At 75.5% G+C, this 12409-nt stretch carries 10 protein-coding genes; 5 read left to right on the top strand and 5 right to left on the bottom strand.

Annotation, left to right across the window (positions count from 1 at the left end; genetic code table 11):
- The first annotated feature begins 179 nt into the window (after positions 1–179).
- Positions 180–1532: a GNAT family N-acetyltransferase gene (locus tag ACGFMP_RS15835; RefSeq protein ID WP_393672903.1), complete on the top strand. Its 1353-nt coding sequence runs from the start codon at positions 180–182 to the stop codon at positions 1530–1532.
- A 169-nt stretch (positions 1533–1701) separates the two neighbouring features.
- Here the strand turns inward: ACGFMP_RS15835 and ACGFMP_RS15830 are convergent, their stop codons facing one another.
- Positions 1702–2853, bottom strand: a complete 1152-nt coding sequence (locus ACGFMP_RS15830) for a trans-sulfuration enzyme family protein (RefSeq protein WP_393672902.1) — start codon at positions 2851–2853, stop codon at positions 1702–1704.
- A gap of 59 nt (positions 2854–2912) precedes the next feature.
- Here ACGFMP_RS15830 and ACGFMP_RS15825 point away from each other — a divergent pair, with 59 nt between their 5' ends.
- The 3 genes from ACGFMP_RS15825 to ACGFMP_RS15815 all read left to right on the top strand — a co-directional run bounded on the left by ACGFMP_RS15825 (position 2913) and on the right by ACGFMP_RS15815 (position 5778).
- A complete protein-coding gene (locus tag ACGFMP_RS15825) occupies positions 2913–3386 on the top strand; it encodes an Lrp/AsnC family transcriptional regulator (protein WP_393672901.1) in 474 nt (157 codons plus the stop codon).
- Positions 3387–3491: 105 nt separating this feature from the next.
- Positions 3492–5180 carry a DUF885 domain-containing protein gene (locus ACGFMP_RS15820; RefSeq protein ID WP_393672900.1) on the top strand — a complete coding sequence of 563 codons (1689 nt, stop codon included), beginning with the start codon at positions 3492–3494 and terminating at the stop codon, positions 5178–5180.
- Positions 5181–5253: 73 nt separating this feature from the next.
- Entirely contained in the window at positions 5254–5778 is a 525-nt protein-coding gene (locus ACGFMP_RS15815) for a GNAT family N-acetyltransferase (protein WP_393672899.1), read from the top strand.
- Between the two features lie 106 nt (positions 5779–5884).
- Here ACGFMP_RS15815 and ACGFMP_RS15810 read toward each other — a convergent pair whose 3' ends face one another.
- Together ACGFMP_RS15810 and ACGFMP_RS15805 are read right to left on the bottom strand one after the other, a co-directional pair.
- A complete protein-coding gene (locus ACGFMP_RS15810) occupies positions 5885–6298 on the bottom strand; it encodes a hypothetical protein (protein ID WP_393672898.1) in 414 nt (137 codons plus the stop codon).
- 138 nt (positions 6299–6436) lie between these two features.
- Positions 6437–6952: a rhodanese-like domain-containing protein gene (locus ACGFMP_RS15805; protein ID WP_393672897.1), complete on the bottom strand. Its 516-nt coding sequence runs from the start codon at positions 6950–6952 to the stop codon at positions 6437–6439.
- Positions 6953–7046: 94 nt separating this feature from the next.
- Here ACGFMP_RS15805 and ACGFMP_RS15800 point away from each other — a divergent pair, with 94 nt between their 5' ends.
- Entirely contained in the window at positions 7047–7493 is a 447-nt protein-coding gene (locus ACGFMP_RS15800; RefSeq protein WP_393672896.1) for an Lrp/AsnC family transcriptional regulator, read from the top strand.
- Positions 7494–7523: 30 nt separating this feature from the next.
- Here ACGFMP_RS15800 and ACGFMP_RS15795 read toward each other — a convergent pair whose 3' ends face one another.
- Positions 7524–11042 (bottom strand): AAA family ATPase, encoded by a 3519-nt coding sequence (locus ACGFMP_RS15795; RefSeq protein WP_393672895.1) that lies wholly within the window; start codon positions 11040–11042, stop codon positions 7524–7526.
- The gene (locus ACGFMP_RS15790; protein ID WP_393672894.1) at positions 11042–12202 is read right to left on the bottom strand and encodes an exonuclease SbcCD subunit D; all 1161 of its coding nucleotides are present in this window, start codon (positions 12200–12202) and stop codon (positions 11042–11044) included. Before ACGFMP_RS15790 ends, ACGFMP_RS15795 begins: the two co-directional genes overlap by 1 nt.
- Positions 12203–12409 lie beyond the last annotated feature (207 nt).

The following is a 12409-nucleotide window of genomic DNA, read 5'->3' as shown; positions in this document are numbered from 1 at the left end:
TGGCGCGGCTGCCCGTGCGGACGGCCGGCGGTGGGGCCGCGGGTCCCGTCCGGTCGGTTTCGTACCGGCAACGGACGGCAAAGACGTTGAAAAGGTAAGTTAACCGAGAAGATCCGCCCTTTACCGTCTGGTCACGGCATGTTCGTGATCACGCAACACGGGTTCGCCATTGTAGGCGTATGCCTCATACGACTCCTGTGCCTCCTGTTCGGGCCGCAACCCGGCGCCGACACTGGGGCCGCGACCTCACCGAAGTGGCCGCGCTCTTCGCCGCGATGGCCACCGCCGACCTCATCGCCGACCTGGTCAACCACGGACCGGACGGCGTACTGCTGCTCATGACCTCGGCCGCGGCGCTGCTCGCCGCGGCCGCCGCGCACGTGTGGTGGGCCCGCCGCTCCGGCCGCTCCGCGGCAGCGGCCGTCCCTGCCGGGAACTCCGGGGGCGCCGACGCCCGGGAGGCCGCCGAGCCCGCGCTGTGGCGGCTGCGCACCACCGTCCGGGACACCCCGGGGAGCCTGGGAGCGGTGTGCACGGCGCTGGCCGGCAGCCGGGTGGACATCGTCACGCTCCAGACGCACCCGCTGGCCGAGGGCACCGTCGACGAATTCCTGCTGCGGGCGCCCGCGGGGCTGACGGCCGCCGCTCTGGTGCTGACCGTCGCCGACGCGGGCGGCACCGCCATCTGGCTGGAGCGGGCCGACGCCCACGACCTGGTCGACACCCCGACCAGAATGCTCACCCTGGCCACCCGTACCGCCCTGGACCCAGCCGAACTGCCGCTGGCGCTGCGGCAGTTGTTCGGACGCTGCACCATCGGGTCCACTCCTGGCGCCGACGGCGGCGGCGAGCCGCCGCAGGACGCGCTGCTCGACACGGTGATGCGGCTGCGGGACCCCTCGGGCGGCACGATCACGGTGCGGCGCGACCATCTGCCCTTCACCCCGACCGAGTTCGCCAGGGCCCGCGCGCTGGTCGAGCTCGACGCCAGGCTGGGGGTGCGGATGCCCGACAGCCGGCATGTCGTGACGCTGCCCGAGGGCAACGAGCTGACCGTGCGGCGGGTGGGCCCCGAGGACCGTGCCGCGGCGCTGGCCATGCACGAGCGCTGCTCGCCGGGGACGCTGGCGCTGCGCTACCACGGCCCCGTCGAGGACGCCGACGGCTACCTCGGCCACCTGCTCAGCCCGCGCTTCGGCCGGTCGCTCGCCGTCGAGACCGCGTCGGGCCGCCTGGTGGCGCTCGGCCACCTGCTCTGGGACGGCGACGAGAACGAGGTCGCGCTGCTGGTCGAGGACGGGTGGCAGCGCCGCGGCGTCGGCGCGCTGCTGCTGCGCAAGCTGGTCGAACTGGCGGCGGAGGCGGGCCGCGAGAGCGTGTACGCCGTGACCCGCGCGACCAACACCGGCATGGTGGCGACGATGCGGGAGCTGGGACTCCCGCTGGACTACCAGGTCGAGGACGGCACGCTCGTCGTCACCGCGACCCTGCCCTCGGCGGCGCCCCTCCCCTGGGCCGCGGCCCGGCGCTGAACCCCCGCGCGGACCGGCAGGTCGCGCGCCGCACCCGCTGCCGCGCGGGGCCGGTCGCACGGTTCCCCGCACACCGGCGGCCTGCCCTTCCGCCGCGGAGGGCGGCAGTTCCGGCGATACGGGGACGTGCGCGACCGGCTGCGGCGCCGCAGGCCGGGACGCCTGCCGGTCAGACGGCCGCGAGGGCCTTGTCGAGGTCGGCCCACAGGTCGTCGGGGTCCTCGAGGCCGACCGACATCCGCAGCAGGCGCTCGCCGACGCCGCCGCTCTCCCGGTCGTCAGCGGCGACCACGCGATGGCTGATCGACGCCGGGTGCTGGATGAGGGTGTCGACGCTGCCCAGGCTGACCGCAGGAGTGATCAGGCGCACCGCGGCGATCACCGCGTGCGGGTCGCCGCACACCTCGAAGGAGACCATCGCGCCGCCGATCCGCGGGTAGTACACCGCGCTCACCCGGGGGTCCTCGGCCAGCCGGGCGGCGAGCAGCGCGGCGGTCGCGGACGCGGCACGCACCCTCACCGGCAGCGTGGCGAGGCCGCGCAGCAGCAGGTAGCCGGCCAGCGGGTGCAGCACCGCGCCGGTGGCGAAGCGCACCTGCCGCAGCACCCCGGCGAACTCCTCGTCGCAGGCGACGACACCGCCGAGCACGTCCCCGTGTCCGCCCAGGTACTTCGTGGCGCTGTGCAGCACGATCCGCGCGCCGGACTGCGCCGGCCGCTGGAGCACAGGCGTGGCGAAGGTGTTGTCGACCAGCAGCGGCACGCGGCCGCAGTCGCGTGCCACGGCCCGCAGGTCGACCTCGGCCAGGGTGGGGTTCGCCGGGGTCTCGACCAGCACCAGGCCGGTGTCCGGCCGGATCGCCGCCGCGATGCCCGCCGGGTCGGTCCACGTCACCTCGGTGCCGAGCAGCCCGCTGCCGAGCAGGTGGTCGCTCGACCCGTACAGCGGGCGTACCGCGACGACGTGCCGCAGCCCGGCCGCCGACCTGGCCAGCAGGCAGGCGCTGAGCGCGGCCATGCCGCTGGCGAAGGCGACCGCGGTCTGCGTGCCTTCGAGGCGGGCGAGTGCCGTCTCGAAGCGGGCGGTGGTCGGGTTGTCCAGCCGGGCGTAGACCGGCGGTCCTTCGAGGCGCGCCCCGGTCGCGGCGAACGCGTCGATGCGCTCGGCCTCGCCCCGGCTGTCGTGGGAGGGGTAGGTGGTGGACAGGTCGATCGGGGCCGCGTGCACCCCGAGCGCCGCGAGGTCGTCGCGGCCGGCGTGCACCGCTTCCGTGGCCAGCGCCCTCGCAGCCGGCGGGGTCACATCCCGTGTGGTCTCCATGCGCCGAGACTGAACGCCCGGCGGCCTGTCGGGGCATCGTCCCGTGCTACGTTCGGCCGATGTCCGATTCCGTCGCACTCGATCCGGTGGACCTCCACATACTCCGGCTGCTCCAGAACGATGCCCGGACCACCTACCGCGACCTGGCGGCCGCGGTCGGCGTGGCGCCCTCGACGTGCCTCGACCGGGTGGCCAGGCTGCGCCGCAGCGGGGTCGTCCTGGGGCAGCAGCTGCGGCTCGACCCGGCGAAGCTGGGCCGCGGCCTGGAGGCGCTGCTGCTGGTGCAGGTGCGCCCGCACCGCAGGGACCTCATCGACCCCTTCGTCGAACGGATCCGCGGGCTGCCCGAGACCCGTGCGCTCTTCCATCTGACCGGCCCCGACGACTTCCTGGTGCAGGTCGCCGTGACCGGGACCGGCGATCTCCAGCGGCTGGTCGTCGACGAATTCACCGCGCGGCCCGAGGTCGCCCGGGTGGAGACCCGGCTGATCTTCCAGCAGTGGGACTGCGGCCCGCTGCTGCCGCCCGCCTGAGCGCGGCGGCGCCCGACCGACCGGACGCCGTCCGACACACCCGTGTCAGGTCCGAACGTCACAATGATGGTGACGCGGCACCCGGTCTCGTACGAGGATGGCGGCATGTCCAATCTCACCAGTTCATCGCTCCCCCGCCAGGTCGCCGACGCGTACGTCGACGACCTCATCGAACTCGACCCGGCGCTCGGCACGTATCTCGGCGTCGCCGCCGCAGCCCGGCGGCTGCCCGACTTCTCGCCGGCCGGAGCCGACGCGCTGGCCGCGCTGGCCCGCCGCACCCTGGACAGGCTCACCGAGGCCGAGGCCGTGCCCGGGGCGGACAGCGACATCGAGCGCCGCTGCGGACGGCTGCTGCGCGAACGGCTCACGGCCGAGCTCGCGGTGCACGCGGCGGACGAGCACCTGCGCGCGGTGAGCAACCTCAACTCCCCCGCGCACCACATCCGCGAAGCGTTCACGCTGATGCCGACCGAGACCGCGGAGCAGTTCGCCGACATCGCCGCCCGGCTGCGCGCCGTGCCGGCCGCGCTGGCCGGCTACCGCGCCTCGCTCACCGAGGGACTGGAGCGCAAGCTGCCCGGCGGACCGCGGCAGGTCGAGACGATGGTCGAGCAGTTCGGTGAGTGGACCGGCAACGGCGAATCCGAGAGCTGGTTCGCCGGGCTCGTCGCGGACGGCCCGCAGGAGATGCGCGAGGAGCTGGACGCGGCCGCCGCCACGGCCACCGCCGCCTTCGTCGAGCTGCGCGACTGGCTGCGCGACAGCTACGGCCCGGCGATCGCGGGCGCGTCCGACACCGTGGGCCGCGAGCGGTACGCGACCTGGTCGCGGATGTGGAACGGCACCGACCTCGACCTGGACGAGGCGTACGCGTACGGCTGGTCCGAATACCACCGGCTGCACGCCGAGATGGTCAACGAGGCGGCGAAGATCCTGCCCGGCAAGGACCCCTGGGAGGTGCTGGCGCACCTGGACGAGCACGGGCAGGCCGTCGAGGGTGTCGACGAGGTCCGCGCGTGGCTCCAGTCCCTGATGGACGAGGCCATCGACGCGCTGGACGGCACCCACTTCGACCTGGCCGACCGGGTCAAGGAGGTCGAGGCGCGGATCGCGCCGCCCGGGGGTGCGGCGGCGCCCTACTACACCGCGCCCTCAGAGGACTTCACCCGGCCCGGACGCACCTGGCTGCCGACCATGGGCCGCACCCGCTTCCCGATCTTCGACCTGGTGTCCACCTGGTACCACGAGGGCGTGCCCGGCCACCACCTCCAGCTCGCCCAGTGGACGCACGTCGCGGGCGACCTGTCCCGCTACCAGGCCAGTGTCGGCATGGTCAGCGCCAACGCCGAAGGCTGGGCACTGTACGCCGAGCGGCTGATGGACGAGCTGGGATTCCTCACCGACCCGGAGCGGCGGCTCGGCTACCTGGACGCGCAGATGATGCGCGCGGTGCGGGTCATCGTCGACATCGGCATGCACGCCGGCTTCGACATCCCGGCCGACTCGCCCTTCCACCCCGGCGAGGCCTGGACGCCCGAGCTGGCCAGGGAGTTCTTCGGGCAGCACAGCGGGCGGCAGCCGGAGTTCATCGACAGCGAGATCGTCCGCTACCTGGGCATGCCGGCCCAGGCCATCGGCTACAAGCTGGGCGAGCGCGCCTGGCTGGCCGGCCGGGAGGCCGCGCGGTCCGCGCACGGCGACGCCTTCGACGCGAAGGCGTGGCACATGGCGGCGCTTTCGCAGGGCTCGCTCGGTCTCGACGACCTGGTCGCGGAGCTCTCCGCGCTGTAACCCGTGCCGCGCACCCGGCACCCCGTCCACCCCGCGACCCCAGTGACACCCAGGACAAGGCGGTAAAGGCCAGATGACCCTGCACGCTTCCCTCGACGGCGGCCGGCTGGTCCTGATCCAGGGCCGGCTGACGCTGCGCGAGCAGCTGCCGAAGGACGCCGCGCAACTGGCCGACGGCAAGCCCGCGGGGTTGGCATGGATCGACGGGGTGCCGGGCGAGGGCACGATCGGTGCGGCCTCGATGACGGTCGCGGCAGCCGTGGCCGGGCTCTACCGGCCCGGCTGGGGCGTCTTCGCCATCCAGCGCACCGTCGACGGCGTGGCGCTGGGCGGCGCCGGATTCCACGGGCCGCCGGACGGCGGGGCGGTCGAGATCGGCTACGACCTGTCCGCGTCCGGCCGCGGCGCCGGCTGGGCGACGGACGCGGCGCGCGCGCTGTGCCAGTGGGCGCTCGGCCAGCCGGAGGTCGACCTCGTGCAGGCCACGACGGAACCCGCGAACGCGGCGTCCCAGGCGGTCCTGACCCGGATCGGCTTCCATCGGGTCGCCGACCGCGGCGAGCTGTGCGCGTACGAGCTGCGCCGGCTGCCGGACTGACCCCCCGATCGGACGCGGGCCACCCACCTTCCCGGCCCTCGCCGGGGTGCGGCGCGGGCAGGCCTGGGCCATCTTCCCGGCCCTCACCGAGGTGCGGTGCGGGCGGTCACGCCGGGGGCCGGGCGGGCATCCAGCGCCAGCAGCGGACCTGGAGTACGCAGGCCGCCACCGACAGGGCGGCCACCGCCGCGGCCGCGGCCGCCGCCGCAGCAGCCGGCCAGACGGCGAAGGCGGCCGCGCGGGCGGCAACGGGCTGGAGCCGTTCGAGTGCGATGGCCGGCCGGGCGGTGGCCGGGACCGGGCCGGGCTGCTTCTTGGCCGCCGGCACGCCGAACACCGTGGGCAGGCCGATCAGCAGGACGTCGGCCAGCACGGCGAGCCGCGCCGAATGGCTCCACAGGGCCCAGGGCGCCGCCACCCAGGCGATGATCCCGACCGGGAACCGGGGCGCGGACGCGCTCAGCGGGTCCTCGGCCCGGTCCGTTCGCCCCCGGCTGCGGGCGGTCTGCGTCCGGGCCACCGCGCCTCCCCCTCGTGTGCCGCGCACGGCGGCGCGGCGGCTGCCGGGCGCCCCGCGAGATGATCAGTGCACCGGATCGGGCCACGGCGGGTCCAGCGGGTTCCCGGGCCGCGGCCGGGGCGCCTGGGCAGCCCGGCCTCAGCAGCCGCAGGCCCCGGAGCCGAGCGGCGCGGTCAGCGCGTCGGGGTCGCGCCGGACCGGGCCCGACGCCGTCTCGTAGCCGAAGCCCTCGCGGATCCAGTACTCGATCCCGCCGAGCATTTCCTTGACCTGGTAGCCGCGGGAGGCCAGCGCGAAGGCGGCGCGCTGCGCGCCGTTGCAGCCGGGGCCCCAGCAGTGGACGACGACGGGGACCGCACGGTCGAGGAAGGCGTCGGCGAGCTGCGGGATCTGCCCGGTGGGGAGGTGGACGGCGCCGGGGATGTGTCCCTGGTCCCATGCCTCGGTGCTGCGGGTGTCCACCAGGACGAAACCGGGGTCGCCACCGGTCTCGCGGTCTTCGAGTGCGGCGGCGACGTCCGAGACGTCGGTGTGGAAAGCCAGGCTCGCGGCGAAGTACGCCGCGGCTTGCGCGGGGGCGGCGGGCGGCACCCGCAGTACGGCGTTGGGGCTGGTCACGGCGGGTGCGGCGGCGGTGAGGCTGTCTGCTGTCATGCCGGAAAATCTACGGTCCGCACCGGATGCCAGGAAGTGGGGTTCCCTGGGCTTGAGCTTGATCCGCCGGGCTTTCCCCTGGTATCCCTCCGGGATGACCGCTTATTCCCTGGACGCCACCGACTGGCGGCTGCTGGAAGCCCTGCAACGCGACGGCAGGGCCAGCTACGCCGAGCTGGCGCGGAGCGTCGCGATGTCGCCGAGCGCCGTCACGGAGCGGGTGCGCCGGCTGGAGGAGGCCGGGGTGATCACCGGCTACTCGGCGGTGATCGACCACGAACGCATCGGCCTGCCGATCCTCGCCCTGGTCAGGCTGCGCTACCCGACCGGCAACTACCGTCCCTTCCACGACCTGCTGGCGAGCACGCCCGAGGTCCTGGAGGCGCATCACGTCACCGGGGACGACTGCTTCGTGATGAAGGTGGCCGCGCGTTCCATGCGGCACCTGGAGGAGACCACGGGCCGGATCTCCGGCCTCGGCGCCGTCACCACCAGCATCGTCTACTCCTCGCCGCTGGAGCGCCGCCCCCTGGTCCTGTGAAGGCGGCAGGCGGCGCGGCCCGGCGGGCGGTCAGCGCGTGCGCAGCCGGAGGGTGGAGCCCTCCCGGCCCTTGGCGACGTGCAGTTGGGCCGGGATGCGGTCCCGCAGGTCCGCCACGTGGCTCACGATGCCGACCGTGCGGTCGCGTTCACGCAGCCCGTCCAGGACGTCGAGGACGTCGTCCAGGGTCTGCTCGTCGAGGCTGCCGAAGCCCTCGTCGATGAAGAGGGTGTCCAGGCGCATCCCGCCGGCCTCGTCGGTCACCACGTCGGCCAGGCCGAGGGCGAGGGCGAGCGAGGCGAAGAAGGTCTCGCCGCCGGACAGCGTCGAGGTGTCGCGCTCGGTGCCGGTCCAGGCGTCGACCACCACCAGGCCGAGGCCGGACTTGGTCCTGCCGCCGCCGCGGGCGTCGCTGTGGACGAGGGTGTAGCGACCGGCCGACATGCGCTGGAGGCGTGCGCCGGCCGCCGCGGCGACCTGCTCCAGACGCGCGGCAAGGACGTAGGTCTCCAGCTCCATGCGGTAGCGGTTCTCGGCCGAGGTCGCGGAGGCCAGGTCCGACAGCCGGGCGACACTGTCGTACTCCGCGCGCGCCGGGGCGAGTTCGCGTACGGCGGACGTCGCCTCCGCGCCCAGCCGGTCGAGTTCCGCACGGCGGGTGGCGGCGGCGGACTCCGCGGCCGACGCCTGCCGCAGGCGGAGGTTGGCGGCGTCGAGCACGGACTGCGCGGCGGCCGGATCCGCGGCGGGCAGGGCAGCGGCAGCCGCGGGCCGCGCCTCGGCCAGGTCCGCCTCGGCCGCCGCCTCCTCCCTGTCCCACGCCGCTGCGGTGCGCTCGGCCTCCCACAGCCGCGGCGGTGGCAGCAGGGCTGCGGCGGCCTCGGCGGGCGAGCCGAAACCGGCACGGGCCGCGGCTTGCGCGAGCGCCGACTCGGCCTCCGCGAGGCGCTGCCCGCTCTCGGTACGCTCCCTGACCGCGTGGGCCGCGCGGTCCAGCATCGCCACGGTCGCGGCCAGCCGGTCCCTGCGGGCGGTGACGCTGGGGTGGCCGTCGCGGGCCCGGACCAGCTCCTCGCTCAACCGCTCGTGCTGCTCGTCCAGTTCCTCGCGGCGCGAGGTGCGGGCGGCGGCGCGGTTCAGCGCGTCCTGCCGGTGTGTGCTGCGCCGGTCGCGCTCGTCCTCCGCCCGGGCGAGCGCGTCCCTGGCCTCCGGCACGGCGGACGCCGCGCGCGCCGCCTCGGCGTGTTCCGCCTCCGCCAGGGCGTGGGCGGCGTCGATCTCCGACCTCGCGGTCCCGCCCGCGGCCGCGGTGGCCGCGTCGAGTCCCGCGCGCAGCCTGGCGACCTCCTCGCGTGCCGCGTCGTGGTCGGCGGACCTGCGCTGGAAGGCCGCGTAGGCGGCGTCCTCGTCGGCGCGGGTGACGCGCCGGCCGGCGGGACGGGCGGGGGCGGGGTGCGCGGCGGACCCGCAGACCCGGCACGGCTCGCCGTCGGCGAGGTCGGCCGCCAGTTCGGCGGCGATGCCGGAGATCCGGCTCTCCCTGAGGTCCTGCCAGGCTTCGCGCGCGTCGCCCGCGCGGTCCCGCGCGTCCCGTGCGTTCTGCTCGGCGCGGGCCGACTCCGCGGCCAGCGCATCCCGTTCGACGGCCGCGTCGCGGCGCCGTCGGGCGGCGGCCAGCTCGCCCGCCAGGTCCCCGGCGCGCGCGGCCGCCTCCAGCGCGGTGTCAAGGCGCGCCTGGAGCCCGGCCCTCAGCTCCGGCCACTCGGCCAGCCAGCCGTACGCGTCCCGCACGGCCTCCTCGTCCGCCCGCTCCTCGCGCTCCAGCCGCTCCCTGCGGGCCGCGACCTCCAGGACCCGCGCCTCGACCTCCCCGGACGCGGCCAGCCCCCCGATCAGCTCCCGCAACTCCCCCGCCCGCCGCGCCAGCGCCTCAGCCCGCAGCCCGGCCCCGTCGCCGTCCCCGCCCACGGCCTCCGGCCCGGCCACGTCACCGCCCGCACCGGCTCCCCGCACCGGGAAAGTCCGGCTCGCGCCATCGGCACCGCCCCCCTGCGCCGATACGTCCCCGCCCGCGGCCCCCGGCCCGGCCACATCACCGGCACCGCCCGCACCGGCTCCCCGCACCGCGAAAGTCCGGCTCGCGCCATCGGCACCGCCCCCCTGCGCCGATACGTCCCCGCCCGCGGCCCCCGGACCAGCCACATCACCGGCACCGCCCGCATCGGCTCCCCGCACCGGGAAAGTCCGGCTCGCGCCATCGGGACCCGTGGGAGCCTCGCCCGGCGCCGAGGCGGGCGACGTCGCGGCAGCGGATCCGACCGTGCCCGCAGACGGCTGGCCCGGCACGGACCCGGCCACCGCAGCCGGCCCCACCGGAGCCTCGACGTCACCCGTGCCGCCGCCTCGCACCGAAGCCGGCCACGCGGCGGCGCCCTGGCCTTCCGCCTCTGCCAGGGGCGCCCGGCTCTGGCGGGGGGCGGGAACACCCGGCGGGGCGGGCTCGCCCGCAGCGGCGAGGGCGGCTGCGGCCTCGCGTTCGAATGACAGTGCCTCGGCGTGCCGGGCCGCGGCCTTGTCGCGGTGGGTCAGTGCCGGGTCGACCGTCATGGCGCGCTGGGCCCGGGCCAGCGCGGTGCGGGCGGCGGTCCGGGCGGGGCGCTGCTCGGCGAGTGCGGCGGCGCGCCGCCTCGCCTGCTCGTGGCGCTGCTGGAGCGCGTACAGCTCGCGGGCCTGCGCCGCGGCGGCCGCCGCGGCCGTGTGGGACAGCTCGGCGTGGCCGAGGGCGACGCTCGCGATGTCGTACTGCTCTCGGGCGTCGCAGCGCAGCACCGCGGCGTACCCGAGGAATTCCGCGGCCTGTGCGGGCTCGCCGTCCGTGCCGGCGTCGCCGGCCGCCTGACGCATACGGGCGGCGAGCCCGGCGAGCACCCGGTCGCCCTCGACGAGCCGCTGCGCGGCCTCGTGCTTGCGGTCCTTCAGCCGCTGTTCCACGGCCCTGAAGCGGCGGGTGTCGAAGAGCCGGCCGAGCAGCGCGGCCCGCTCGGTGGCGCTCGCCCGCAGGAAGGTGGCGAACTCGCCCTGCGGCAGCAGCACCACCTGGCAGAACTGCTCGCAGCTCATACCGACCAGCTGCCTGATCTCCTCACCGATCTCCTGGTGGGACTTCGACAGGGCGTGCCACTGCCCGTCCCGCCGCTCCCGCAGCAGGGTGACGGCCTTGTCCGTGGTCACCCCGCTGCCGCGTTTCTTGGCCCGGGGCTGCTCGGGGCGCCTGGTGATCTCCAGCCGCCGCCCGGCGAGGGTGAGTTCGAGCACCACCTCGGTCGCCGTGCCCGGCGCCGCGTGGTCGCTGCGCAGCCTGGTCGCGGGCCGGGCGCCGGGCACCTGGCCGTAGAGGGCGAAGCAGACCGCGTCGAGGACGGAGGTCTTGCCGCCGCCGGTGGGGCCGTGCAGCAGGAAGAGGCCGGCGGCGGACAGCTCGTCGAAGTCGACGCTCTGCTCGGCGGCGAAGGGGCCGAAGGCGGTGAGGCCGAGTCTGTGCAGTCGCATCAGTCGCGCTCCGTGGTGGCTGCGGCGGCCCGCACGGTGTCGAGGGCGTCGCGCAGCACGAGGCGTTCGCGCGGGTCGGGCGCGCTCCCGCGGACGTGGGCGACGAAGTCCTCGGTGATCTGCCGGTCGCTGCGGCCGGCGAGCCGGCGGGCGTAGGAGGCGGCGGGGTCCTCGTCGCGGTCCTCGGGCTCGAAGGCGAGGCTGAGGATGTGCGGGAAGCGCTTGGCGAGTGCGGCCATCGGCTCGTGCGGGCGCGCCGGATCGGTGAGGGTGGCCTCGACCCAGGCGTCGGTGTGCGCTTCGTGGGCGGGGTCGGCGAGCAGCGCGTCGAGCCGGCCGCGCAGCCGCGCGAGGCGGCGCGGTACGGGCGTGTCGATGCGTTCTGCGGCGATCTCGCCGTGGGGTCCGAGGTCGACCAGCCACATGCTCTTGCGCTGGTGCTCCTCGGAGAAGGAGTAGGCGAGGGGCGAACCCGAGTAGCGGATCCGCTCGGTGACGGCCTGGCAGCCGTGCAGGTGACCGAGTGCGGTGTAGTCGATGCCGTCGAAGAGCGCCGCGGGCACCGAGCCGACGCCGCCCGCGGTGATGTCGCGCTCGCTGTCCGAGGGCGCGGCGCCGGTGACGAAGGCGTGGGCCATGACGACGCTGCGGGTGCCGGCGGGCCGGGTCGCCAGGTCGGCGCGCACCCGGTCGGCCGCGGCGCCGAGCACCGCGGTGTGGTCGGCCCGTGCGGCGCCGAACTCCTCGCGCACCAGGGCGGGTTCGAGGTAGGGCAGCCCGTAGACGGCGATGTCGCCGTGCGTGTCGCGCAGGACGACGGGCCGGTCGCAGGTCGCCGGGTCGGTGCGCAGGTGGATGCCGGCCCGGCCCATCAGGCCCGCGCCGACGCCGAGCCGGCGCGCCGAGTCGTGGTTGCCGGAGATCATCACGGTGGGCACGTCCAGTGCCGCGAGCGCGTGCAGCGCGCTGTCGTAGAGCTCGACCGCGGCCAGTGGCGGTACGGCCCGGTCGTAGATGTCGCCTGCGACGAGCACGGCGTCGACGTGCTCGTCGCGGACGGTGGCGACGAGGTGGTCGAGGAAGGCCCGCTGGGCGTCCAGCAGGCTCACCCGGTGGAAGGACCGGCCCAGGTGCCAGTCCGACGTGTGCAGCAGTCTCACTCGGCCGCCCCGACCCGCACGCTCACCCTCGCCGTTCCTCGATGTCCGCAGTGATCCGGATTCTAGGCGGTGGCGGCGCCCCCGCGTCGCCCGCCCGACAGGACCGCATCATCGAACCTTTCGTCGGACGTATCGAAAACTACCGTCGAGGATCGCCACCAACTCCCGTCGCGTTTCCGGCAAATGGGAGATAAGGAAAGACCGTCA

It is taken from the genome of Streptomyces sp. NPDC049040 (genome assembly GCF_043197715.1).
GTDB lineage: Bacteria > Actinomycetota > Actinomycetes > Streptomycetales > Streptomycetaceae > Actinacidiphila.
This window is presented reverse-complemented; position numbering and strand designations above follow the sequence as displayed.